Annotated in this window: 18 protein-coding genes; 7 read left to right on the top strand and 11 right to left on the bottom strand. The window is 69.7% G+C overall.

Features of this window, described 5'->3' with window-relative positions; all coding sequences use genetic code 11:
• Positions 1-70 precede the first annotated feature (70 nt).
• The 3 genes from sthA to KHC28_RS25405 all read left to right on the top strand — a co-directional run bounded on the left by sthA (position 71) and on the right by KHC28_RS25405 (position 5,046).
• On the top strand, positions 71-1,465 hold the full coding sequence (sthA, locus tag KHC28_RS25395) for a Si-specific NAD(P)(+) transhydrogenase (protein WP_214011163.1): 1,395 nt from the start codon (positions 71-73) through the stop codon (positions 1,463-1,465).
• 555 nt (positions 1,466-2,020) lie between these two features.
• On the top strand, positions 2,021-3,373 hold the full coding sequence (locus KHC28_RS25400; RefSeq protein WP_214011164.1) for an MFS transporter: 1,353 nt from the start codon (positions 2,021-2,023) through the stop codon (positions 3,371-3,373).
• 167 nt (positions 3,374-3,540) lie between these two features.
• Positions 3,541-5,046 carry an FAD-binding oxidoreductase gene (locus KHC28_RS25405; RefSeq protein WP_214011165.1) on the top strand — a complete coding sequence of 502 codons (1,506 nt, stop codon included), beginning with the start codon at positions 3,541-3,543 and terminating at the stop codon, positions 5,044-5,046.
• 19 nt (positions 5,047-5,065) lie between these two features.
• Here the strand turns inward: KHC28_RS25405 and folD are convergent, their stop codons facing one another.
• From folD to KHC28_RS25435, 6 genes are all read right to left on the bottom strand, one after another.
• Complete coding sequence (gene folD / locus KHC28_RS25410; RefSeq protein ID WP_214011166.1) at positions 5,066-5,941, bottom strand: bifunctional methylenetetrahydrofolate dehydrogenase/methenyltetrahydrofolate cyclohydrolase FolD; 876 nt, start codon at positions 5,939-5,941, stop codon at positions 5,066-5,068.
• Between the two features lie 47 nt (positions 5,942-5,988).
• The gene (purU, locus tag KHC28_RS25415; protein WP_214011167.1) at positions 5,989-6,873 is read right to left on the bottom strand and encodes a formyltetrahydrofolate deformylase; all 885 of its coding nucleotides are present in this window, start codon (positions 6,871-6,873) and stop codon (positions 5,989-5,991) included.
• A gap of 124 nt (positions 6,874-6,997) precedes the next feature.
• On the bottom strand, positions 6,998-7,594 hold the full coding sequence (locus KHC28_RS25420; protein WP_214011168.1) for a sarcosine oxidase subunit gamma: 597 nt from the start codon (positions 7,592-7,594) through the stop codon (positions 6,998-7,000).
• Between the two features lie 36 nt (positions 7,595-7,630).
• The gene (locus tag KHC28_RS25425; RefSeq protein ID WP_214011169.1) at positions 7,631-10,603 is read right to left on the bottom strand and encodes a sarcosine oxidase subunit alpha family protein; all 2,973 of its coding nucleotides are present in this window, start codon (positions 10,601-10,603) and stop codon (positions 7,631-7,633) included.
• Positions 10,600-10,863 carry a sarcosine oxidase subunit delta gene (locus KHC28_RS25430; protein WP_214011170.1) on the bottom strand — a complete coding sequence of 88 codons (264 nt, stop codon included), beginning with the start codon at positions 10,861-10,863 and terminating at the stop codon, positions 10,600-10,602. Before KHC28_RS25430 ends, KHC28_RS25425 begins: the two co-directional genes overlap by 4 nt.
• Positions 10,863-12,113 carry a sarcosine oxidase subunit beta family protein gene (locus KHC28_RS25435; RefSeq protein ID WP_214011171.1) on the bottom strand — a complete coding sequence of 417 codons (1,251 nt, stop codon included), beginning with the start codon at positions 12,111-12,113 and terminating at the stop codon, positions 10,863-10,865. Before KHC28_RS25435 ends, KHC28_RS25430 begins: the two co-directional genes overlap by 1 nt.
• A gap of 107 nt (positions 12,114-12,220) precedes the next feature.
• Here KHC28_RS25435 and KHC28_RS25440 point away from each other — a divergent pair, with 107 nt between their 5' ends.
• Positions 12,221-13,186, top strand: a complete 966-nt coding sequence (locus KHC28_RS25440) for a LysR family transcriptional regulator (RefSeq protein WP_214011172.1) — start codon at positions 12,221-12,223, stop codon at positions 13,184-13,186.
• Positions 13,187-13,219: 33 nt separating this feature from the next.
• Here KHC28_RS25440 and KHC28_RS25445 read toward each other — a convergent pair whose 3' ends face one another.
• The 4 genes from KHC28_RS25445 to KHC28_RS25460 form a co-directional block, all read right to left on the bottom strand.
• On the bottom strand, positions 13,220-14,431 hold the full coding sequence (locus KHC28_RS25445; protein ID WP_246565187.1) for a beta-ketoacyl-[acyl-carrier-protein] synthase family protein: 1,212 nt from the start codon (positions 14,429-14,431) through the stop codon (positions 13,220-13,222).
• A complete protein-coding gene (locus tag KHC28_RS25450) occupies positions 14,431-14,700 on the bottom strand; it encodes an acyl carrier protein (protein ID WP_214011173.1) in 270 nt (89 codons plus the stop codon). The genes KHC28_RS25445 and KHC28_RS25450 overlap by 1 nt, the downstream gene beginning before the upstream one ends.
• Before the next feature lie 160 nt (positions 14,701-14,860).
• Complete coding sequence (locus KHC28_RS25455; RefSeq protein WP_214011174.1) at positions 14,861-16,327, bottom strand: GH1 family beta-glucosidase; 1,467 nt, start codon at positions 16,325-16,327, stop codon at positions 14,861-14,863.
• A gap of 23 nt (positions 16,328-16,350) precedes the next feature.
• The gene (locus tag KHC28_RS25460; RefSeq protein WP_214011175.1) at positions 16,351-17,682 is read right to left on the bottom strand and encodes a GntT/GntP/DsdX family permease; all 1,332 of its coding nucleotides are present in this window, start codon (positions 17,680-17,682) and stop codon (positions 16,351-16,353) included.
• A 385-nt stretch (positions 17,683-18,067) separates the two neighbouring features.
• On the opposite strand from KHC28_RS25460, the gene KHC28_RS25465 reads away from it, so the two are divergent.
• Positions 18,068-19,363: a glycoside hydrolase family 5 protein gene (locus KHC28_RS25465; RefSeq protein WP_214011176.1), complete on the top strand. Its 1,296-nt coding sequence runs from the start codon at positions 18,068-18,070 to the stop codon at positions 19,361-19,363.
• Positions 19,364-19,423: 60 nt separating this feature from the next.
• On the opposite strand, the gene KHC28_RS25470 is transcribed toward KHC28_RS25465, so the two are convergent.
• Positions 19,424-19,699, bottom strand: coding sequence for a metal-sensitive transcriptional regulator (locus KHC28_RS25470; RefSeq protein WP_213350629.1), 276 nt, complete (start codon positions 19,697-19,699; stop codon positions 19,424-19,426).
• Between the two features lie 72 nt (positions 19,700-19,771).
• On the opposite strand from KHC28_RS25470, the gene KHC28_RS25475 reads away from it, so the two are divergent.
• Together KHC28_RS25475 and KHC28_RS25480 are read left to right on the top strand one after the other, a co-directional pair.
• A complete protein-coding gene (locus KHC28_RS25475; RefSeq protein ID WP_376772799.1) occupies positions 19,772-22,363 on the top strand; it encodes a heavy metal translocating P-type ATPase in 2,592 nt (863 codons plus the stop codon).
• A gap of 109 nt (positions 22,364-22,472) precedes the next feature.
• Positions 22,473-23,318, top strand: coding sequence for an O-fucosyltransferase family protein (locus KHC28_RS25480; RefSeq protein ID WP_214011177.1), 846 nt, complete (start codon positions 22,473-22,475; stop codon positions 23,316-23,318).
• Positions 23,319-23,455: the final 137 nt, after the last annotated feature.

The following is a 23,455-nucleotide window of genomic DNA, read 5'->3' on the forward strand; positions in this document are numbered from 1 at the left end:
AACGTCATACCGGCTTGGCATTCATCGTGCATTGGGCAGGGAGCGAGGCCCGCAGGAGCGACGGCGACCCATGCCTGATTATGAGATGATCGTCATCGGCAGCGGCCCGTCCGGCCGTCGCGCCGCCGTGCAGGCCGCCAAGATCGGCAAGTCGGTGCTTGTGGTGGAGAAGGGGCGCCGGGTGGGCGGCGTGTCCGTGCACACCGGCACCATCCCCTCCAAGACCCTGCGCGAGACGGTGCTCAATCTGTCGGGCTGGCGCGAGCGCGGCTTCTATGGCCGTTCCTACCGGGTGAAGCAGGATATCGGCGCCGCCGACCTGCTGGCGCGGCTGCACAAGACGCTCGATCACGAGGTCGACGTGCTGGAACACCAGTTCAGCCGCAACGGGGTCAAGACCGCGCGCGGCGAGGCGCGCTTCGTCTCGCCCTATGACATCGAGATCACCGGCGAGACCGGCGAGCACACCACCGTCTCCGGCTCGCACATCCTCATCGCCGTCGGCACGCGGCCGTTCCGGCCGGATTATGTGCCGTTCAACGGCACCAACGTGTTCGACAGCGACGAGATCGTCGAACTGCCGCGCCTGCCGCGCAGCCTCGCGGTGATCGGCGCCGGGGTGATCGGCGTCGAATACGCCACCATCTTCAGCGCGCTCGACGTGCAGGTGACGCTGATCGAGCCACGCTCGAGCTTCCTCGACTTCATCGACAAGGAACTGATCGAGGAGTTCGTGCACGAATTGCGCGACCGCAACGTCTCGCTGCGGCTCGGCGCCAATGTCGGCTCCATCGAGCTCGGCAATGATGGCCGCCCGATCTGCCGGCTTTCCGACGGGCGTACCGTCACCACCGACATGCTGCTGTTCGCCGCCGGCCGGGTCGGCGCCACCGACACGCTCAATCTCGGCGCGGCGGGGCTCGATGTCGACCATCGCGGCCGGCTCAAGGTCGATCCGAAGACGCTTCAGACCTCGGTGCCGCACATCTATGCCGCCGGCGACGTGATCGGCTTCCCCAGCCTCGCCTCCACCTCAATGGAGCAGGGCCGCGTCGCCGCCTGCCACGCCTTCGGGCTGGAGCCGCCGCCGCCGCCGGAATTCTTCCCCTACGGCATCTATTCGGTGCCGGAGATGTCGACGGTCGGCATGAGCGAGGAGGAGGTGCGCCGGCGGGAGATCCCCTATGAATGCGGCATCGCCCGCTTCCGCGAGACCTCGCGCGGCCACATCATGGGGCTGAACACCGGCATGATGAAGATGATCTTCTCGGTGAAGACCCGCCGCCTGCTCGGCGTGCACATCGTCGGCGAGGGCGCCACCGAGCTGATCCATATCGGCCAGGCGGTGCTGAACCTGAAGGGCACCATCGACTATTTCATCGAGAACACCTTCAACTACCCGACGCTGGCCGAGGCCTACAAGATCGCCGGCCTCGACGCTTGGAACCGGATGTCGCGGGTGTGAGAGGTGGGCCTGCCCGGCTAGGTCCGACCATTTTTCGCGGCGGTCCGTGGCTGGGTCATCTCGATGTCTTTCCCGTCACTACCCAAAGAGCGGCGATGCTCCCTCTTCCCGCACGCAACCCGGCTGCAGCCGGGTTCCGCACTCGATGAGTCCAACATCGGATAGATCCGATATTGACGGAGAGGGGCGGGGTGAGGGGGGACGACGCTCCAAGGCTCCGCAATGGGGCTCCTTCACCGTCTCGCTGCGCGGGCCACCTCTCCCCAACAGGAGGGGATGAGAAGGAGGCGGCAATTTCGAGTGGTGGGCGGCTGGGGCGGATGCAGAAACGCAGCCCGGCAAACTGGCCCTCCACACCGCGCAAGAAAATGTCGTGGTCTGCGCGTCTACGACCATAGAATTATAAGCCATGCGCTGAGCGCGGTTCATTCCGTCGCAGGCTCGGTATATGACGGGCGCCAATCGCGCGCGGCCATGGGCCGAAGCTGGCCCCGCCGCGCTTTCGTCTGGCGCCGCGCCCCGATGGGCCGCGCCACCCACGGAGCCTTTTCGACGATGTCCTTTGCAGCTGCCGCGGAGCGGGCGGAACCCGCCGTCGCCAATCCGCGATCCCGCGTCATTCTCGCCAGCCTGATCGGCACCACGATCGAGTTCTACGATTTCTACGTCTACGCTACCGCGGCGGTGCTGGTGTTTCCGCACCTGTTCTTCCCGGCCGGCGACGACACCGTGGCGCTGCTCGCCTCGCTCGCCGTGTTCGGCGCGGCGATGGTGGCGCGTCCGCTCGGCGCCATCTTCTTCGGCCATCTCGGCGACAAGCGCGGCCGCAAGGCGACGCTGGTCGGCGCGCTGCTCACCATGGGCATCGCCACCTTCCTGATCGGCGCTCTGCCGACCTATGAGATGGCCGGCTGGTTCGCCCCGGCTCTGCTGGTCATCATGCGTCTCGCGCAGGGCTTCGCGCTCGGCGGCGAGTGGAGCGGTGCGGCCCTGGTCGCTACCGAGAACGCGCCTCCCGGCAAGCGGGCGGTGTACGGCACCTTCCCGCAGCTCGGCGCGCCGATCGGCTTCATCGTCGCCAACGGCCTGTTCCTGATCATCGCCGCTGTGCTGCCTTCCGACGATCCCTCGCGTCCGTCGCAGGCCTTCCTCGAATGGGGCTGGCGCATCCCGTTCCTGTTCTCGATCGTCATGGTGATCGTCGGCCTGTGGGTGCGTCTCAACCTGGTCGAGAGCGCGGCCTTCGAGAAGACGGTGCAGAAGGGCAAGGTCACCCGCGTGCCGCTGGCCGCCGCCTTCCAGAACCACTTCAAGGCGATCGTGCTCGGCACCTTCTACATGCTGGCGACCTATGTGCTCTTCTACCTGATGACCACCTTCTCGCTCAGCTATGGCCGCGCCGCGCCCGGTGCCGGCGTGCCCGGCCTCGGCTACGACTACCGCACCTTCGTGCTGATGATGATCGGCGGCGTGGTGTTCTTCGGCATCTTCACCCTGCTCTCCGGCCCCTGGGCCGACCGCTGGGGCCGTCGCCGCACGCTGATCTGGATCACGCTGGGCATCATCGCCTTCGGCTTCGTCTGGGTGCCGATGCTGGCCGCCGGTCCGCTGGGCGTGATGGCGTGGCTGGTCCTCGGCTTCACGCTGATGGGCATGACCTTCGGCCCGATGGGGGCGCTGCTGCCGGAGCTGTTCCCGGCCAATGTGCGCTACACCGGCTCGGGCATCGCCTACAACGTGTCGTCGATCCTCGGCGCGGCGGTGGCGCCGTTCATCGCGGTGGCGCTGTGGCGCTATGGCAATGGCTCGCCATTCTGGGTCGGCATCTACCTGTCCTCGATGGCCTGCATCACGCTCGTCGCGCTGCTGCTCGGCCCGGAGACCAAGGACGTCGACATCGAGCACTGAACGACCCGGCTTCGACGCTGCAACGCCCGCGACGGGAGACCGTCGCGGGCGTTTTGCTGTGTGCGGTCGCGGGGCGCCGGCGGGCGCTAACACTTCCCCAACCGGCGGCGGCGTAAGACATCGCGCAGGACAAGACGCCGGTGATATCGGCGCGAGGGGAGGGCGAGATGAGCGATCGAGCACGGGTGACACGCCGCGGCCTGCTGGTTGGCGGCGCAGCAGCCGCCACCGCACTGGGGATCGGGCCGCTTCTCGGTCAGGAAACCACGTCGCCCGTCCCCGCCGCGTCCGCCGTCGTGCCGGATCGCTGGGGTCGCCTCGCCCGCATCACCGAGGGCGGCCTGCTGCGCCCGTCGAGCCCGCAATTCGCCGCCGAGGCGCTGCCGAACAATCTGCGCTTCGAACAGGTGCGGCCCGAGGCGGTCGTGCCGTGCCGGACGCCGCAGATGATCGCCGAGGTGCTGGCCTGGTGCCAGGATTACGAGATGCCGTTCGCCATTCGCGGCGGCGGCCATTCCTATACCGGCTTCTCCACCAGCCGGGGCGTCGTCCTCGACATGTCGCCGATGAACGCCATCGCCTATGACGCGGCGAGCGGACGGGTGCGCGTCGCCGCCGGCGCGCTCAATGCGCAGGTCTACGAGGCGCTGCGCGGGGCGGGCCGGATGATCACCCACGGGCGCTGCCCGACCGTCGGCGCCGCCGGCTTCCTGCTCGGCGGCGGCATCGGCTTCAACATGCGCCGCTTCGGCGTCGGGGCCGACCGGTTGGTCGCTTCCGAGATCGTCACCGCCGACGGCCGGGTGCGGGCGTTGTCGGGCGATGAGGAGACCGATCTGTTCTGGGCGATCCGTGGCGGCGGCGGCGGCAATTTCGGCGTCAGCACCTCGTTCACGCTGGAGACCCAGCCGGTCGACGCGCGGCTGACGGTGGCGCGGCTGGTCTGGCGCGACAAGACGCTGGAGGCGGCGAAGGCGCTGTTCGCCTGCACCGATGCCGGCCCGCGCGTGCTCGGTTCGCGCATCGCGCTCGGTGGCGTCACCCCGGCGCTGGCGGCGAAGGGGCGGCAGGTGCCGCTTACGCTGCTGGCGCAATATGCCGGGTCGCGCGAGGAGTTCCTCGCCCTGCTGGCGCCGGTGCTGGCCGTGGCCGTGCCGGACTTCACCGATGTGCGCGAGCTCGCCTATTGGGAGGCGCAGCACTTCCTCATGGAACCCGGCGAACCGGGCTGGTACCGCGAGCGCTCCGCTTTCCTCGCGAGCGCGCCGTCGGAGGAGTTCCTCGAAACCACCATCGAGCATCTGCGGCAGTGGCCGGGCACCGGGGCGCAGGCCAGCCTGTTCTTCTTCCAGACCGGCGGGCAGGTGAACGAGACGCCGCCGGAGGCGACCGCCTTCGTGCATCGCGACAGCCGGTGGCTCGGCGTGGTCGGCGCGGTGTGGAATGCCGAGGACGCCGCGCGGCCCGAGGCCGTGCGCGCCGCCAAGGCGTGGCAGGACGCGCTTTATGGCGTGGTGAACCGCTTCGGCGGTGCGGGCGCGTTCCAGAATTTCCCGGACGCCTCGCTGGTCGACTGGCGCGCCCGCTATTACGGCGCCAATCTCGGTCGGCTCGAGCGGATCAAGGCGGCGGTGGACCCGACCAACCTGTTCAGCTTCCCGCAGTCGATCTGAACGGGGGCGCCGGCCCCCGTCAGCCGACCGCCAGCTGCCGCTTGGCGGCGGTCAGCGTGTTCTGCAGCAGGCAGGCGATGGTCATCGGCCCGACGCCACCGGGCACCGGGGTGATTAGCCCGGCAATGCCCTGCGCCTCGTCGAAGGCGATGTCGCCGACGAGGCGCGTTCCGCCGCCTGCCTTCTCCACCCGGTTGATGCCGACATCGATCACCGTGGCGCCCGGCTTGATCCATGAGCCGCGGATCATCTCCGGCCGCCCGACCGCGCCGATCAATATGTCGGCGCGCCGGCATTCCTCCGGCAGGTCACGGGTGCGCGAATGCGCGATGACCACCGTGCAGTCCTCGCGCAGCAGCAGCTGCGCCAGCGGCTTGCCGACGATGTTGGAACGGCCGACCACCACGGCGCGCAATCCGGCGAGGCTGCCGAGATGGTGCTTCAGCAGCATCACGCAGCCGAGCGGGGTGCAGGGCACCAGCGCGTCGAGCCCCACCGCCAGCCGGCCGGCATTCACCACATGGAAGCCGTCGACATCCTTGGCGGGGTCGATGGTGGCGAGCACTTTCTGCGCGTCGATATGGCCGGGCAGCGGCAGCTGCACGAGGATGCCGTGCACCGCTGGATCGGCATTCAGCGTCTCGACCAGCGCCAGCACCTCCGCCTCGGCGGCCGAGGCGGGGAGCTTGTGCTCGATCGAGGCCATGCCGGCCTCCAGCGTCTGCTTGCCCTTGTTGCGGACATAGACCGCACTGGCCGGGTCCTCGCCCACCAGCACCACGGCAAGGCCAGGGGTGGCGCCGGTCGCCGCCTTGAAGTCGGCGACCTCGCCGGCGATCCGCTGGCGCAGGTCCTCGGCAAAGCCCTTGCCGTCGATGATGCGGGTCTCGACCATGTCGTCCTCGTAAAGCGTCAGTCGCGCAACAATCAGTCCCGCAACAATCAGTCGCGGAAGACCACGGTCTTGTGGCCGTTGGTGAGCACCCGGTCGTCGAGATGCCAGGCGAGCGCGCGGGCGAGCACGCGGCGCTCGATGTCGCGGCCCTTGCGGACCAGCGCCTCGGCGGAATCCTGATGGGTGATGCGCTCGACATCCTGCTCGATGATCGGGCCCTCGTCGAGGTCGGAGGTGACGAAATGCGCGGTGGCGCCGATGAGTTTGACACCCCGCGCGTGCGCCTGGTGATAGGGCTTGGCGCCCTTGAAGCCGGGCAGGAACGAATGGTGGATGTTGATGCACCGCCCCGACAGCTTGGCCGACAGCCCGTCGGACAGCACCTGCATGTAGCGGGCGAGCACCGCGACTTCCGAGCCGGTCTTCTGGAACAGCTCCCAGAGCTGGGTCTCCTGCTCCATCTTGGTCGCCTTGGTGATCGGCAGATAGTGGAACGGGATGCCGTCGAAATCGAGATGCGCGTAGGTCTCGCGCGGGTAGTTGGCGACGATGGCGGTGATCTCCATCGGGATTTCGCCGATGCGCCAGCGATAGAGCAGGTCGGCGAGGCAGTGGTCGAATTTCGACACCAGCAGCATCACCTTGCGCTTCTGGCTGCGCAGCCGCAGCCGCCAGCTGAAGCGGAAGGTGTCGGCCACGGCGGCGAAATCCGCCGTCAGGCTCTCCAGCGCCGCCTCGCCGGACACGCGCTCGAAGGAGACGCGCATGAAGAACCGGCCGCTCTCGGTGTCGTCGAACTGCTGCGCCTCGAGGATGTTGCACCCGTGTTCGAACAGGAAATTGGCGACGCCGGCGACGATGCCGGGGCGGTCCGGGCAGGAGAGGGTGAGGATGAAGCTGTCGGCGGTGGCGTCGGCGGTGGCGTCGGTCATGGCGGGTCTCTCGGCGGGTCGCCTGCCTCGCCCGGACCCGCGCGTGTCGGCGGTCCGGGGCGAGGCGGTTCGGCGCGGTTTTAGGGGAGATGCGGCTTTGAGGGAAGCGCGCTTCGCGCCGCGGTCAACCTCGATGGGCGAAGGCGATCCCATATTCGGCGCCGGAGGCGATCAGGAAGCGGGCAAAGGCCACGCGGTAGCTGCGTGCCACCAGGAACACGAAGCGCTCCTCGCCCGGCTCGCGCCAGAAGGTGACGTTGATATGGGCGACATTGGTGGTCGCCGCCGCCCCGGGCGGGAAGGCCGCCGGATCGAGGTCAACCGCCACGCCCTTGGCGAGCACGTCGCGCGTCCGCACGCCGGAAAGCTCGAAGCCGACATAGCCGTCGGTCTGCTCGGTGATGGCGGCGTGGGCGGCTAGCGGGGCGAGGCGGGCGGTGAGGTCCTCCGGCGCCTCGGCCAGCACCAGCCAGCGACCGGGGCCGGCGCCGATGGTACCGAGGCCATTGGCGCGGGCGAGGCGCGGCGCATCGGCGAGCGCGAGGCCGAGCGTGGCATGCGCCGCCACGGTCAGCGCGGAAGCGCCGCCGCGACGGGCGGCGAGCAGGGCGAGCGCCGGCGGGTCGAAGACGCGGACGCTGACGCCATGGATGCCGGCCGGGCCGTAATGACCGTCCGCCGGCATCTGCGTGACCGGGAATGTGTCGAGCGCGGAGGTCATCGGGCGAGCCTTCCTGCGGGTGGGAAAGTAAGGTGATCAGCCACGCAGCCGCTCCCCGTTCGGGTCGATGAAGGCCGGCGAGCAGACCTCGACCTCGAAATCGTTGCCGCGCACCGGGTCATAGGCGCGCACGCGCTCGCCGATGCGGGCCGGCCCGTTCTTCAGAAGGCCGAGGCCGATCCAGTGGCCGAGATGCGGCGAATGCGCCACCGAGGTCATGTAGCCCTCGTCATGCGCCATGTCGGCGGGCGCGCCGATGGTGAGGAAATGCGCACCGGCGCGCAGCCGCTGACCCTTGTCGACCGGCTTGAAGCCGACGAAGGCCGGCCGGTCGGGATCTTTGAGCCCGGGCCGCGCCGCCATGACGCGACCGATATAGTCCTTCTTGGTCGAGGCCATCTTGCCGAAGCCGAGATCGCCGGCGCTGGTCTGGCCGGACAGCTCGTTGCCCGAGACATGCCCCTTCTCGATGCGCATCACGCCGAGCGCCTCGATGCCATAGGGGGTGATGCCGAACTCCTCGCCCGCCGTCATCAGCGCCCTCGCCAGCGCCTCGCCATAGCGGGCCGGCACCGCGATCTCGTAGCCGAGCTCGCCGGAGAAGGAGAGGCGGAACAGCCGCGCCTTCACCCCGCCCATCACGGTGCGCTCGATGGCGCCCATGAAGGGCAGGCCCTCGTTCGAGACGTCGACGCCGGTATCCACCACCCGCGCCAGCACGTCCCGCGCACGGGGGCCGGCGATGGCGATCTGCGCCCATTGCTCGGAGACCGAGGCCAGCGTCACGTCGAGCTCCGGCCACAGCACCTGCAGGCAGAATTCGAGATGCTGGAACACCTTGGCGGCATTCGCCGTGGTGGTGGTCATCACATAGTGCTCAGGCGCCAGCCGCGCGGTGGTGCCGTCGTCCATGACGATGCCGTCCTCGCGCAGCATCACCCCGTAGCGCGCCTTGCCGACCGCCAGCGTCGAGAAGGTGTTGATGTACACCCTGTCGAGGAAGGCGCCGACATCGCGGCCCTGCAGGTCGATCTTGCCGAAGGTCGAGACGTCGATCAGCCCGACCGAGGCGCGCACCGCCTTCGCCTCGCGGTTCACCGTGGTCAGCCAGTCGGTCTCGCCGGCCTTGGGGAAATACTGCGCCCGCAGCCACGGCCCGGTCTCGATGAACACCGCGCCCTGCTCGGCCGCCCAGGCATGGGTCGGGGTGAGGCGGGTGGGACGGAAGTCCTTGCCGCGATGGTGGCCGCCGAGCACGCCGAGCGACACCGGCGTATAGGGCGGGCGGAAGATGGTGGTGCCGGTCTCCATGATGCTCGCGCCCGTCAGCTCCGCCATGATGGCGAGGCCGTTGACGTTGGAGGTGCGGCCCTGGTCGGTCGCCATGCCCAGCGTGGTGTAGCGCTTCATCAGCTCCACCGCGCGGAAGCCTTCCTTGTAGGCGATGCCGAGATCCTTGGCGGTGACGTCGTTCTGCTGGTCGACGAAGGCCGGTCCCTTGGAGCCCTGCACGTGCCAGAAGGCGGTGATGCCGGCCGGGGTATCTTCGGTGGCCGGCAGGTCGGGGAGGGCAGCGGCGAAGCCGAGATCGCCGGCCGCCTCGGTGCCCCGGCGCGCGCCCTCGGCGAGGGTGTCGCCGAGCCCATAGGTGCCGCGCGCGGCACCGGCGACGCTCAGCCCCGGCGGCGTGCGGCCCGGCACGAAGGCGGCGATGTCCTCCTGCCACACCGGCTTGCCGCCGTGATGGCAGGTGAGGTGCACGCTCGGCGACCAGCCGCCGGACATGGCGAGCGTGTCGGCGGCGAGGCGCCCATTGCGCCCGCCGGTGCGGATGGAAAGGCCGGTCAGCGCGCCGCCGAAAGGCTGGCCGGTGGTGCCGGTCACCTGCGTGTCGGTCCGCACGTCGATGCCGAGCGCCTTCGCCCGCGCGGCCAGCGCCGGCGCGACCTCGCGGCGGATGTCGATCAGCGTGGTGACGTTGACGCCGGCCACCTTCATGTCGAAGGCCGAGGTCCAGGCGGAATCGTTGTTGGCGAAGAAGGCGACGCTCTTGCCCACGGCGACGCCGTAGCGATTGGCGTAGCTGCGGGCGGAGCCGGCCAGCATCACGCCCGGCCGGTCGTTGCCGCCGAACACGATCGGCCGTTCGGTGGCGCCGGCGCACAGGATGGCGCGCTTGGCGGCGATCTTCCACAGACGCTGGCGCGGCTGGAACGGGGCCGGGGTGGCGAGATGGTCGGACACCCGCTCTACCGCGCCATATTCGCCGTCATAGATGCCGAACACGCTGGTGCGGGTCATGATCCGCACATTGGGCAGGCTCGCCAGCTCGGCCACCGTCCGCGCCGCGAAGGCGTGGCTCGGCTCGTCGCCGATGCGGGCGACGTCCGAATTGAGACGGCCGCCGGCCAGGAAGTCCTCGTCGGCGAGAATGACCCGGGCTCCCGCGCGACCGGCGGCCAGTGCCGCCATCAGGCCCGCCGGGCCGGCGCCGATGACGAGCACGTCGCAAAAGGCATGGGCCTTGTCGTAGTGGTCGGGATCCTTGCCCGGCGCGGCGCGGCCGAGGCCGGCGGCGCGGCGGATCGCCGGCTCGTAGACGCTCTCCCAGAACTTCGCCGGCCACATGAAGGTCTTGTAGTAGAAGCCGGCGCCGAGGAACGGCGCGACGAGGCCGTTGAGGCTCAGCGCGTCCAGCGCCAGCGAGGGCCAGCGGTTCTGGCTGGCGGCATCGAGGCCGTCATAGAGCTCGGCGACGGTGGCGCGGGTGTTCGGCTCGCGGCGGTCGCCGGAGCGCAGCTCGACCAGCGCGTTCGGCTCCTCCGGCCCGGCGGAGAGGATGCCGCGCGGCCGGTGATATTTGAACGAGCGGCCGACCAGGCGCACCTGGTTGGCGAGCAGCGCCGAGGCGAGGGTATCGCCGGCAAAGCCCCGATAGGTCTTGCCGTCGAAGCGGAAGGAGAGCGGGCGCGCGCGGTCGACGCGGCCGCCGGAGGGGAGGCGGCTCATCGGGCGCCTCCCGCCAGTTCGGCGCCGGCGATCGCGTGGCTGGTGGTGTCGCGCGCCACCTTCACCCAGCGGCGGCAGCCGCCGGAATGATACCACCATTCCGAATGGGCGCCGGCCGGGTTGTCGCGCAGATAGACATAGGCGTGGAAGGCTTCGTCCGCGTCCGGCGCCGCCGGATCGGGACGGGTGAGGGTCGCGTCGCCGAGATAGGCGAATTCGCTGGCGTCGCGCGCGCCGCAATAGGGACAGGGGATGCGCATCAGTGCAGGTTCGGCTGGGCGCCGACTCCCTTCTCGTCGATGAGATGGCCGGTGCGGAAGCGGTCGAGCCGGAAGGCGGTGCCGGTCGCGTGCGGGGTGTCGGTGGCGAGCAGGTGCGCGAAGCACCAGCCCGAGGCCGGCGTGGCCTTGAAGCCGCCATAGCACCAGCCGGAATTGAGGTAGAGCCCCGCCCGGGGCGTGCGGTCGATGATCGGCGAGCCGTCCATCGACATGTCCATGATGCCGCCCCACATGCGCAGCAGCCGCAGCCGGCCGATGCGCGGCATCAGCGCCATGCCGCTCTCGGCGACGTCCTCGACCACCGGAAGGTTGCCGCGCTGGGCATAGGAATTGTAGCCGTCGATGTCGCCGCCGAAGACGAGGCCGCCCTTGTCGGACTGGCTGATGTAGAAGTGCCCGGCGCCGAAGGTGATGACGCCGTCGACCAGTGGCTTCAGCCCCTCGGAGACGAAGGCCTGCAGCACGTGGCTCTCCATCGGCAGCCGGAGGCCGGCCTGCTTGGCCACCCGCGAGGAGGAGCCGGCCACCGCGAGGCCCACCTTCTTCGCCCGGATGGCCCCACGCGATGTCTCCACCCCGACGATGGCGTCGCCCTCGGTGAGGAAGCCCGTCACCTCGCAATTCTGCACGATGTCGACGCCGAGCTGGTCGGCGGCGCGGGCATAGCCCCACACCACGGCGTCGTGGCGGGCGGTGCCGCCGCGGCGCTGCGCCAGCCCGCCCTGGATCGGGAAGCGGGCATTGTCGAAGTCGAGGAACGGGTACATCGCCCGCACGCCCTCGCGGTCCAGCAGCTCGCTGTCGGCTCCGGCGAGGCGCATGGCGTTGCCGCGCCGGGCATAGGCGTCGCGCTGGGCGTCGGAATGGTAGAGATTGAGGATGCCGCGCTGGCTGACCATGGCGTTGTAGTTGAGCGCCTGCTCCAGCCCTTCCCACAGCTTCATCGACCATTCGTAGAACGGTTCGTTGCCGGGCAGCAGGTAGTTGGAGCGGATGATCGTGGTGTTGCGCCCGGCATTGCCGGAGCCGATATGCCCCTTCTCCAGCACCGCGATGTTGCGGAGGCCGTGCTCGCTGGCGAGGTAGAAGGCGGTGGCGAGGCCGTGGCCGCCGCCGCCGACGATGATCACGTCATAGGCGGGCCTGGGGGCGGCGTCGCGCCAGGCGGGTTTCCACCCGGACTGGCCGGTGAGGCCGTTCTTGAGGACACTCAGGAAGGAATAGCGCATTCGGGGCAGCTCGCTGGCTCTATGTAGATAGCTATAGAGGCTGCGCGGGATGGTGATAATATAAGTTTTGATTATAGTGCGGCGCTTCCCGCCACGAGCCGGTGCCCATGGCCGATACGCTGCCCTTCGACCTGCGCGGACTGGATATCTTCCTCGCCGTCTGCGACGCCGGCACCATGGCGGCGGCGGCGCGGCGCCTCGCGCTCACCCAGCCGGCCGTATCGCAGGCCATCGCCGAGCTGGAGCGCCGCATCGGCGTCGCGCTGTTCGACCGCAGCGCCCGCCCGCTCGCCCTCACCGCCGCCGGAGGCGCGCTGCGCCAGCGGGCGAGCGCGCTGCTTTCGGAGGCGCGGCAGATCGCGCCGCTGCTGCGCGAGGCCGAGCATGCCCGCCTGCCGCTGCTGCGCGCCGGGCTCGTCGATTCGTTGTCACGCACGCTGATGGCGCCGCTCGCCGGCAAGCTCACCGAGATGGCCGAGCAGGCGTCGGTGCTCTCCGGGCTCACCGCCTCGCATGCCGGGGCGCTGCTCACCCGCCAGCTCGACCTTCTGGTCGGCGCCGACGACCTCGACGAGATCGAGGGGCTGGAGCGCTGGTCGCTGCTCACCGAGCCCTATGTGCTGCTGATGCCCGCCGCCCTGCCGGCGCCGGCGCGGCCCGCCGATCTGGCGCAGCTGTGCGAGCGCCTGCCGCTGGTGCGCTTTTCCGCCCGCTCCAAGACCGGCATGGAGGTGGAGCGGCATTTGCGGCGGCTACGGCTCGACCTGCCGCGACGGCTGGAATTCGACACGCCCTACGGGGTGACGGCCAGCGTCGCCGCCGGCGCCGGCTTCGCGGTGACGACGCCGCTCTGCATCCTCGAGGCGGCGGTGCCGCTCGACGGCTTCGCCTGCCGGCCGCTGCCGGGCCCGGCCTTCGCCCGCCACCTGACGCTGATCGCCCGGCGGCAGGAGCTCGGGCGCCTGCCTCGCGAGATCGCCGCCTTCTGCCGGGCACAGCTGGCGGCGCAGCTTCCCACCGTGCAGGCGCTCGGCGGCGACGGGCTGGCGGCGGAATTCCGGGTCGAGCCCTGAGCGGCGTGCCTCTCCCTTCGGGGAGAGACGGCGTCAGCCCTGGTAGCGCTTCAGCGCCAGCACCGCGTTCAGCCCGCCAAAGGCGAAGCTCGACGACAGCGCATGCTCCGGCGCACCGGCGCGCGCGGCATTCGGCACGCAGTCGAGGTCGCAGTCGGGATCGGGCGTGGTGAAGCCCATGGTCGGCGGCAGGAAGCCTTCGCGCAGCGCCAGCACGGTGGTGACGAAGTCCAGTGCGCCGGAGGCATTCATCGTGTGGCCGTATTGTGACTTCGACGACGATACCGGCAACTTGCCGAGATGCTCGCCGAACACCAGCCGCAGCGCCGCCGCCTCGGTCTTGTCGTTCAGCGCGGTGGCGGTGCCGTGCGCGCTCACATAGTCGATGTCTTCCGGCGCCAGGCCGGCATCCTCCAGCGCGAAGCGCATCGAGGACGCCGCGCTCGCCATGTCCGGGGCGGTGATGTCCATGCCGTCGGCGCTCATGCCGAAGCCGATCAACTCGGCATGGATGGTGGCGCCGCGGGCGATGGCGCGGTCCATGTTCTCCAGCACCGCCGCGCCGGCGCCCTCGCCGATGACGAGGCCGTTGCGGTCCTTGGAGAACGGCCGGCAGCCGTCAGGAGAGAGCACGCGCAGCGCTTCCCAGCTCTTCAGCATGCCATAGGTGAGCTGCGATTCCCCGCCGCCGGCGATGGCGACGTCGAGAATGCCGGAGCGGATCATGTGGAAGGCGGTGCCGATCGAATGCGACGCCGAGGAGCAGGCCGAAGCGATGGAGAAGGCCGGGCCGTGGATGCCGAGATCCATGGTCACATGGCTCACCTGGCTGCTCGGCATGGCGCGCGGCACGGTGAAGGGGTGCGGGCGCGGCGCCTTCTCGGCATAGAGCTTGTGATAGCTGTCGTCGACGGCGTGGAAGCCGACCGAGGCGGCGAAGACGGCACCGGCGCGGTGGCGCTCCACGCCTTCGAGCGCCGGGCCGGCATCGGCCAGCGCCTGCCGGGCCACAGTGACGGCGAATTGCGAGGTGCGGTCGATCAGCCCGAGCTGGCGCGGCTCGAAATGCTGCTCCGGCGCGAAGCCCTTCACCTGCGCGGAGATCTTCGTCTTCATCGAGGAGACGTCGATGCCCTGCGTCTCGCCGATGCCGACCGTGCCGGCCTTGAGCCCGGCGAGATGCGCGGCGACGTCGTTGCCAAGCGCCGAGAGCGAGCCGAGCCCGGTAATGGCGACGCGGGGCATCAGGCGGTGCCGGCCTGCTTGGCGTGGATCAGCGCCGCGACATGGCCGGCCAGCGCGCCGACGGTGACGTCGGTGCCGTTGAGCGGGCCGTCATTGGGGATCTCGATGCCGAAGCGGCCTTCGAGCTTGAAGATCGTCTCGATGAGGTCGAGCGAGGAGATGCCGAGTTCGGACACCGGCGTGTCCGGGGTCAGCAGGGACGAATCGACCCCCACCTCGGCGGAGATGAAATCGACGATTTCGGCAATGGCGGGGTCGTCTGTACGCATGCCTCGGCTCGGTCTGTGGCGCTCCGCGCGGGGCGCGGGCTCGGGAGGATGTTAGGTAGCACGAACTGGGGCGGTTCGAGCAACATGCGTCATTGACCGACATATGTGTCGGTTGCATGTCGGGTCCCCGCCGGGCGGGCACCGGCCGCCCATCAGTCGCTCAGGGGCCGGTGAGGATCGTGCCGGTCGGCGCGCCGCTCGCCACCGCCGCCAGATAGGCGAAGGAGGCCTTCGGCGTGCGCTGGAGCGTGGCGAAGTCGACATGGATGATGCCGAAGCGACGGCTATAGCCTTCCGCCCATTCGAAATTGTCGAGCAGCGACCAAACGTAATAGCCCTTCAGCGCGCAGCCATCGGCGATCGCCCGCTGGCAGGCGAGCAGATGGTCGCGGATGAACGCGGTGCGCGCGGGATCGTCGACCGTGCCGCCCTTCGGCGCCGGGTCGTCATAGGCAGCGCCGTTCTCGGTGATGAAGGTCTGCGGGTTGCCGTAGTCGTCGCGCAGCCGGGCCAGCACCTCGACGAGGCCCTGCGGCTCGATCGGCCAGCCCATGGCGGTGGTGCGGGTGCCCGGCGGGTGCGGCCCCCAGCCGGCGCCGGCAATCACCCCGTTGGGGTCGTCGACCACATGGGCGCGGCCGTAATAGTTCACCCCGAGGAAGTCGACTGGCACCTTGATGGCGTCGAGGTCGCCTTCCCTGATGAAGGGCGCGAAGTCGGCGGCGCTGATCTCCGGGTAGCGGCCATGGAACAGCGGGTCGAGATTGTTGCCGTTCCAGGCGGCGTCGAAGCGCACCGCCGCCGCCGCGTCCTCCGGCTTGCCGGTCGCCGGCAGCACCGGCTGCAGCGAGAACACCGTTCCGAGGCCGAGCTTCGGGTGCGCGGCGCGCAGCGCGCGGATGGCGCTGCCTTGCGCGAGGTTCATGTGGTGCTGGGCGGCGAGGTAGTTCTTCCAGCCGGTCATGCCCGGCGCGTGATTGCCGAAGGCATGGCCGAAGATGGCGTGCACCGAGGGCTCGTTCAGCATCGCCCAGCGCGGCACCCGGTCGCCGAGCCGGGTGGCGACCAGCTGCGCGTAGTCGGTGAAGCGGCCGACGATGTCGCGGTTGGTCCAGCCGCTCTTGTCCTGCAGCGCCTGCGGCAGGTCCCAGTGGTAGAGGCAGGCGAAGGGCTTCACCCCGCGCGCCAGCAGCCGGTCAGTGAGGCGGTCGTAGAAGTCGAGGCCGGGCACGTTGGGGGCGCCGGCGCCGTCCGGCTGCACCCGCGGCCAGGCGACGGAGAAGCGGTAGGAGCCGAAGCCGGCCTGCGCCATCAGCTCCACATCCTCGGCGAAGCGGTGATAGTGGTCGCAGGCGACGTCGCCGTTGGAGCCGTCCTTGATGCGGCCGGGCGTGTGGGAGAACGTGTCCCAGATCGAGGCGCCGCGCCCGTCCTCGTTCACCGCGCCCTCGATCTGGTAGGACGAGGTCGAGGCGCCGAGGGTGAAGCCGGCAGGTAGCTTGGGCTCCAGCTTCGGCTCGGCCGCTGGCGTGGGAACGACGGTCTGGGCGAGCGCGAGGTCGCGCGGCAGGGCGCTGGCGGCCAGCCCGGCGGGCATGGCGAGCAGAAGGTCGCGGCGTCGGATCATGGACAGGTCTCCCCCCGAAAGTCTCAGCTAGCGACCAAACGCAGCAAGATGAGGGCAAGGAGCGCTACGCCGCCCTGGATCGCGGTGCCCAGCGAGAACCTCGCCACCGCCGCCGCCGGCGACAGGCGGCCGGCATGGGCGACCAGCCAGAACAGCCCGTCATTGAGGTGCGAGGCGGTCATCGCCCCGGCGCCTATGGCGAGCGCGGTCAGAGTTCGTCCGGCAGGGTCGCCGAGGCCCAGCGGCGCGACGAGCTCCATCATCATGCCCGCCGCGGTGATGGCGGCGACCAGCGAGGAGCCCTGCAGCGTCTTCATCACCGCCGCCACCGCGAAGGGCAGCAGCAGCGCCAGCGCGCCGGCCGGATGGCAGCCCAGCAGCCGCTCGGCATTCATTTCCGGCATGCCGGTTTCCTGCGCCATCTTGGCGAGGCCGCCGGCGACGCCGAGGGTGAGGATCAGCCCGGCGGCCGAGGCGAGGCCGCGCCCGACCCAGCCCTGCTCGCCGAAGCCGCCTTCCTCCCGGTGCAGGCTGACCAGCAGCATCAGCGCCACGCCGGCGATGAGCAGCACCGGCGGCCGGCCGAGCGCCAGCAGGAATTCGCGGTTGGAGCCGCCGCCCAGCGGCTCGGAGGCGATGTCGCCGAGCGACTGGGTGACCAGCAGCGCCACCAGCCCGATGCTGACGAGCAGCAGCGCGAGCGCCGCCCGCCTCGGCGCGTGCAGGCTATTCCCATCCATCGCCGCGCTCGAATTGGCCTCGACCGGCCGGCCGGACGCGGTGGCGCGGGCGAAGCCGAAGCCGACAAGGGTGACGAGCACCGCCACCGGCAGGCCATAGGCGAGGGCAAGCGTCCAGTCGGCGGCGAGGATGGTGGCGCTCGCCAGCATCACCGGCGCCGGGATCAGCAGGCCGTGTGCGCCCGACAGCGACAGGCCGAGCGTCAGGGCCGAGCGCGGCGCCCCGCCGCCGAGCGCGCGCAGCAGCGGGGTGAGCATCGCGAAGGCGGCGGCCGGCGTCGAGGCAACGCCGGAGACGAGGCCGATCGCCGCCAGCGGCACCGAGCGGGTGCGCCATCCGCGCGCCTTCTCCCGCAGCCACGCGGTGGCGCCGGCGGCATCGGCGATGGCGGCGAGGAACGCTGCCGCCAGCACGGTGAGGCCGAGGCCGTTCACGCTTTGCGCGAAGCCGAGCCCGAATGCCTTGGTGAAGTGGCTGGTCGACATGCCCGCCGCGTAGCCGAAGCCGGCGGCGCCGACGAGGAGCGCCAGCAGCGGCAGCACCCGGCCGCGCGCGGTGACGAGCAGGACGAAGACGATGGCGACGAGGAAATAGGCGGCCTGGTAAAGCGACATGGACGGGAGAGGACCGTGATGATGCGCCGGGCGGCGGGGCGGGAAGGGCAGCGTGCCCAAAGGTCTAGCCCGAGCCTCCCGCGCTGTCACCCCGCCTCCCGCGCCGCAGCAGAGGCCGGCCACCTTCCGCCTCCCTCGTCTGCCGCGCCAGCGGCGGGGAGGTTCGACCCCGTCTCCTGGTTTGGCGCCGGCAAGGCCGGAGCGTCGATCCGGAACCCGGCGCCGGTAGTCGCCGCAGGCGTCTCCGGGGGTCGTCGTCCGGCCGCGTCACGGCTTCCGGGAGCTGGGCGCCGCGCATGGCGCGCTCGTCCACAAGCCGCCTTTCCTCGCATCATCGCATCGCGACGATTTCCCGCGCCGCCGACATCGGCTAGCTTGCCACGCCATGATCGCTCGCCCTGCACGCCTCCTCCCGGCCCTCCTCGCCGCCCTCCTTGCCCTCGCCGCACCGGCCCTCGCCCAGCAGGAGCCGGCGTCCGCCGCCGCGCCGGGCGCTTCCGGCTTCATCCGCGCCGAGGGGCCCCGCTTCGTCCGGCCGGACGGCTCGACCTTCCCGGTCAAGGGCATGAGCTTCGGCAACTGGCTGCTGCCGGAAGGCTACATGTTCAAGTTCAAGGTCCAGCGCTCGCCGCGCGAGATCGAGGACGTGATCGACTATCTCGCCGGTCCTGAAGAGGCGGCGCGGTTCTGGAAGGATTTCCGCGACGTCTATATCCGCGAGGACGACCTCGCCTTCCTGTCCGCCGCCGGCTTCACCACCGTGCGCGTGCCGCTGCACTGGAAGTTCTTCCTCGACCCCGCCGATCCCTCGCGCGTCGATCCGCATGGCGAGGGCTGGGCGCTTATCGACCGCGTCGTCGGCTGGGCGAAGGCGCATGACATCAAGGTCATCCTCGACATCCACGCCGCGCCGGGCGGGCAGACCGGAGTGAACCACGATGACGGCGTCGGCTACCCGCTGACCTTCTACGTGCCGGAGTTCCGCCGTCGCACCCTCACGCTGTGGCGGGCGATCGCCGAGCGTTACAAGGACGAGACGGCGGTGCTGGGCTACGATCTGCTCAACGAGCCGATCTCGCCCTATCACGACATGGACTATCTCAATCCGCGGCTGGAGCCGCTCTATGCCGAGATCACCCAGGCGATCCGCGAGGTGGACCCGAACCATCCGGTGATCCTCGCCGCCGCGCAGTGGAGCACCAATTTCGGCGTGTTCGGCCCGCCCTTCGCGGAGAATGTCGGCTACACCTACCACAAGTTCTGGGCCAGCCCGGAGCGGCGCGAGGTGCAGGACTACGTCAATTTCGCCAATCGCTGGGGCGTGCCGATCTTTCTCGGCGAGACCGGCGAGCTCACCGACGAGTGGAACGCCAAATACCGGGCGATGAACGAGAAATTCGGCATCGGCTGGAGCTTCTGGACCTACAAGAACCTCGATTCTCGCTCCACCGTGGCCTCGATCGCCAAGCCCGAGGGCTGGGACGCCATCGCCGCCTTTGGATCAGTGCCGCGCTCGGAATGGGCGTCGATGCAGAAGCCGCCCCGCGAGCAGGTGGTGGCGACGCTGCGCGCCTATCTCGACAATGCCCGCTTCGCCAATACGACGATCAATCGCGGCTATGTCGCCTCGCTCGGGCTCACCGCGCCCGCCGGCAGCGGGAGCACTGCGTCCGGCCAGTAAGGTGCGGCCATAATGTGGGGCGCATGACGTCCGGCGCTGCGCCGGGCGCCGCGGCGGCGCTCAGCCGTTCACCTTGCCCAGCGTCTCGACCAGCTCGGTGATCTTGCGGCGCTGCTCGTCCGGGTCGCCGGAGGCGATGGCGTGTTCGACGCAATGCGCGACATGGTCGCGCAGCACCTCTTCCTCCACCCGCTTCAGCGCCGCCCGCACCGCCGCCACCTGGGTGACGATGTCGATGCAATAGCGGTTGTCCTCCACCATGCGGGAAATCCCCCGCACCTGGCCCTCGATGCGGCTCAGCCGTTTCAGACAGGAACTGCGCGTGTCGTTCTGCATGCTTGTCATATACCCTCAGGGGGTATATATCGCAAGTGTCGGATACCCTGTGGGGGTATGAGGAGGATGGCGATGGCGCGCGACGGTCACGATCAGGCGGCTCACAAGCACGCGGAGGGCGGCTCGTGCTGCGGCGGTCACACCGAGCCGACGCCTGCCGTGCAGACACCTGCCGTGCCGGCGCCGAAGGAGGCGGCATCCTCCTGCTGCGGCGGCCACGGTCACGGCACTGACGAGACGGCCGAGGCCACCGGCGCCTGCTGCGGCGGCCATCATCATGATCATGCCGACGCGGCCGCTCCTGCCCATTCGCACGACCACGCACACGCGCATCACCACCACGCGGCTCCGGCGGCGGGCGCGCACGGTGCCGTCCATATGGCCAAGGACCCGGTCTGCGGCATGGACGTCGACCCGCACACCGCGACGCTGAAGGCCGACCATAACGGCGTCACCTATTATTTCTGCTCGCCCGGCTGCCGCACCAAGTTCGTCGCCGACCCGGAAAAGTATCTCGGTGACAAGGCACCGGCGGCGCCGGTGCCGGAGGGCACCGAATATACCTGCCCGATGCACCCGGAGATCCGCCAGATCGGCCCCGGTTCCTGCCCGATCTGCGGCATGGCACTGGAGCCGGTGCTGGTCAGCCTCGACGACGGCCCGAACCACGAACTGATCGACATGACCCGGCGGTTCTGGATCGGCCTCGTGCTGACCCTGCCGGTGTTCGCGCTGGAGATGGGCAGCCATCTCGTGCCGGCGCTGCATCACCTCGTGCCGCCGGAGATGTCGAGCTGGATCCAGCTGGTGCTCGCCACCCCGGTGGTGCTGTGGGCCGGCTGGCCGTTCTTCCAGCGCGGCTGGGACTCGGTCGTCACCCGCAACCTCAACATGTTCACGCTGATCGCGCTCGGCACCGGCGTCGCCTATCTCTACAGCCTCGTCGCGGTGCTGGCCCCCGGCCTGTTCCCGGCGGCGTTCCGCGCCGCCGACGGTACGGTGGCGGTGTATTTCGAGGCGGCCTCGGTCATCACCGTGCTGGTGCTGCTCGGCCAGGTGCTGGAGCTGCGCGCCCGCGAGCGGACCTCCGGCGCGCTCAAGGCGCTGCTCGACCTCGCGCCGAAGACCGCCCGCCGCCTCAATGAAGACGGCTCGGAGGAGGAGATCGCGCTCGACGCCATCGTCGTCGGCGACCGGTTGCGCGTGCGTCCCGGCGAGAAGGTGCCGGTCGACGGCACGGTGGAGGAGGGCCGTTCGGCGCTCGACGAGAGCCTCGTCACCGGCGAATCCATGCCGGTCACCAAGCAGGCCGGGGACAAGCTGATCGGCGGCACGCTGAACCGCTCCGGCGGTCTCGTCATGGTCGCCGACAAGGTCGGCCGCGACACCATGCTGTCGCGCATCGTGCAGATGGTCGCCGAGGCGCAGCGTTCCCGCGCGCCGATCCAGCGCCTCGCTGACCGGGTCGCGGGCTGGTTCGTGCCGCTGGTGGTCGCCTGCGCGCTCGTCGCCTTCGTCGCCTGGGCGGCCTTCGGGCCGGATCCGAAATTCGCCCATGGCCTCATCGCCGCGGTGGCGGTGCTGATCATCGCCTGCCCCTGCGCGCTCGGGCTGGCGACGCCGATGTCGATCATGGTCGGGGTCGGGCGCGGCGCGCAGATGGGCGTGCTGATCAAGAACGCCGAGGCGCTGGAGCGGCTGGCTTCGGTGGATACCCTCGTCGTCGACAAGACCGGCACGCTCACCGAAGGCCGCCCCAGCCTCGTCGCCATCGAACCGGCAGAGGGCTTCGACGAGGCCGGCGCGCTGCGCCTTGCCGCCGCCGTCGAGGCGCCGTCCGAGCACCCGCTGGCCCATGCCATCGTCGAGGCGGCGAAGGCGCGGGGTATCGACCTTCCCAAGGTGCGCGGCTTCGATTCGCCGGTGGGCAAGGGTGCCTATGGCATGGTCGAGGGCAAGCGGGTGATGATCGGCTCGGCCAGCTTCCTGTCGGGCCTCGGCATCGACGTGTCGTCGCTCAAAGCCCGCGCCGATGTGCTGCGCAAGGATGGCGCCAGCGCGATCTATCTGGCGGTGAACGGCAAGCCGGCCTCCATCCTCGCCATCGCCGACCAGGTGAAGGTGACCACGCCGGACGCGCTCAAAGCGCTGGCGGCCGACGGCGTGCGCGTCGTCATGCTCACCGGCGACAACCGCACCACGGCTGAGGCGGTGGCGGCAAAGCTCGGCATCAAGGAGGTCGAAGCGGAAGTCTCGCCGGAGGACAAGGCGGCGGTGATCGCCCGGCTGAAGAAGGAAGGTCGCGTCGTCGCCATGGCCGGCGACGGGTTGAACGACGCGCCGGCGCTGGCGGCGGCCGATGTCGGCATCGCCATGGGCCACGGCACGGATGTCGCCATCGAGAGCGCCGGGGTGACGCTGCTCAAGGGCGACCTGATGGGCATCGTCAAGGCGCGGCGGCTGTCGGCGGCGACGATGGCGAACATCCGGCAGAACCTGTTCTTCGCCTTCGTCTACAATGCCGGCGGCGTGCCCATCGCGGCGGGCGTGCTCTACCCGATCTTCGGCCTGCTGCTGTCGCCGATGGTGGCGGCGCTCGCCATGTCGCTCTCCTCGGTGAGCGTCATCGGCAACGCGCTGCGGCTGCGCGCGGCTCGGCTCTAGGAAGACGTGGCTCTCGGAAGACACGACCGGGGTTCCTCGCCGCCATGTTGTGGCGAGGAACCCCGGTGCCTATAGTTACCGCCGGGATTTGTGGTGTCCGGGATCGACTATGACGTCGCGTTCGTTGACCGTCTTTACGGAAGGCGGCCTGGGTAATCGCATGCGGACGCTGCTCGCCGCGCTCACCCTGGCAAAGCTTCAGGAACGGACATTCACCTATATTTGGCCGATGAACCACAAGTTCAGTGCGCATCTCAACGATGCGTGGGGATTTCGCTACCGCTGCATCAGCACCGATTTCAGCTGGGTGACCCGTAACCCGGACGTGAAATTCCACGACGAGCACATCGACGATCTGGAGGCCGTCGCGCGGGAGCGCGAGGTCTGGATCCGGACGCTGCACGGCATGCGCCATCCCTCGCTCAAGGCAGGATGGCGCAAGGAGTTCCGTGCCCTCAAGCCCGTCCCCGAGGTCGAGCGCCGGGTGCGGGCGACCTGGAGCAAGGGCCTCGGCGATGCGCCTTATGTCGGGGTGATGATCCGGGCGCATCCGACGGCGCCGCCGCGAACCCTGCAGCGTTCGCCGGTCAGCTGGTATCTGGAGCGGATGCAGGGGATCGTCGACCGGTTCCCCGGCATCGGCTTCTTTCTGAGCGCCGATACCCCCGAGGTCCATGAGGCCGTCCTCAAGCGCTTCGAGCGCGTGATCGTCCAGGACGACAAGGGGGTCTTCAATGCAGCGGCCGGCATTCAGGCCGCCGCCGCCGACCTCTATCTCCTGGCGTCCGCCTCCTTCGTGCTGCAGCCTTATTGGTCGAGCTTCCCGGAAATGGCGAGGGCGCTGGCCGACCGCCGGGTGGGCTTCGTCCACTCATTGTCCGACGGCGAACCCGCCACCGCCTGTTTCGATCTGCCGCCGCCGGCCGATCCGCTGCGTCCCTTCGCCCGGGCGTGAACCGGGCCGCGACCGGCGAGGTCGCGGCAGGTGCCTGCGATGGGACGTGCCTTTGCCGTTTTCAGCTATTGCGATTTCCATTCGTCGGGTTTGTTGCGGTGAGTTTCATGGATGACGGTATGACGTCGCGATCCCTG

It is taken from the genome of Ancylobacter sonchi, assembly GCF_018390695.1.
Classification (GTDB): domain Bacteria; phylum Pseudomonadota; class Alphaproteobacteria; order Rhizobiales; family Xanthobacteraceae; genus Ancylobacter; species Ancylobacter sonchi.

Excerpts from the sequence above, each read along its gene's own strand:
- KHC28_RS25480 (WP_214011177.1), top strand. The coding sequence starts at position 22,473 with ATGACGTCGCGTTCGTTGACCGTCTTTACGGAAGGCGGCCTGGGTAAT.
- sthA (WP_214011163.1), top strand. The coding sequence starts at position 71 with ATGCCTGATTATGAGATGATCGTCATCGGCAGCGGCCCGTCCGGCCGT.
- KHC28_RS25470 (WP_213350629.1), bottom strand. The coding sequence starts at position 19,699 with ATGCAGAACGACACGCGCAGTTCCTGTCTGAAACGGCTGAGCCGCATC.
- KHC28_RS25450 (WP_214011173.1), bottom strand. The coding sequence starts at position 14,700 with ATGCGTACAGACGACCCCGCCATTGCCGAAATCGTCGATTTCATCTCC.
- KHC28_RS25445 (WP_246565187.1), bottom strand. The coding sequence starts at position 14,431 with ATGCCCCGCGTCGCCATTACCGGGCTCGGCTCGCTCTCGGCGCTTGGC.
- KHC28_RS25420 (WP_214011168.1), bottom strand. The coding sequence starts at position 7,594 with ATGACCTCCGCGCTCGACACATTCCCGGTCACGCAGATGCCGGCGGAC.
- KHC28_RS25460 (WP_214011175.1), bottom strand. The coding sequence starts at position 17,682 with ATGTCGCTTTACCAGGCCGCCTATTTCCTCGTCGCCATCGTCTTCGTC.
- KHC28_RS25455 (WP_214011174.1), bottom strand. The coding sequence starts at position 16,327 with ATGATCCGACGCCGCGACCTTCTGCTCGCCATGCCCGCCGGGCTGGCC.
- KHC28_RS25435 (WP_214011171.1), bottom strand. The coding sequence starts at position 12,113 with ATGCGCTATTCCTTCCTGAGTGTCCTCAAGAACGGCCTCACCGGCCAG.
- purU (WP_214011167.1), bottom strand. The coding sequence starts at position 6,873 with ATGACCGACGCCACCGCCGACGCCACCGCCGACAGCTTCATCCTCACC.
- KHC28_RS25430 (WP_214011170.1), bottom strand. The coding sequence starts at position 10,863 with ATGCGCATCCCCTGTCCCTATTGCGGCGCGCGCGACGCCAGCGAATTC.
- KHC28_RS25475 (WP_376772799.1), top strand. The coding sequence starts at position 19,772 with ATGGCGCGCGACGGTCACGATCAGGCGGCTCACAAGCACGCGGAGGGC.
- KHC28_RS25405 (WP_214011165.1), top strand. The coding sequence starts at position 3,541 with ATGAGCGATCGAGCACGGGTGACACGCCGCGGCCTGCTGGTTGGCGGC.
- KHC28_RS25425 (WP_214011169.1), bottom strand. The coding sequence starts at position 10,603 with ATGAGCCGCCTCCCCTCCGGCGGCCGCGTCGACCGCGCGCGCCCGCTC.
- folD (WP_214011166.1), bottom strand. The coding sequence starts at position 5,941 with ATGGTCGAGACCCGCATCATCGACGGCAAGGGCTTTGCCGAGGACCTG.
- KHC28_RS25465 (WP_214011176.1), top strand. The coding sequence starts at position 18,068 with ATGATCGCTCGCCCTGCACGCCTCCTCCCGGCCCTCCTCGCCGCCCTC.
- KHC28_RS25400 (WP_214011164.1), top strand. The coding sequence starts at position 2,021 with ATGTCCTTTGCAGCTGCCGCGGAGCGGGCGGAACCCGCCGTCGCCAAT.
- KHC28_RS25440 (WP_214011172.1), top strand. The coding sequence starts at position 12,221 with ATGGCCGATACGCTGCCCTTCGACCTGCGCGGACTGGATATCTTCCTC.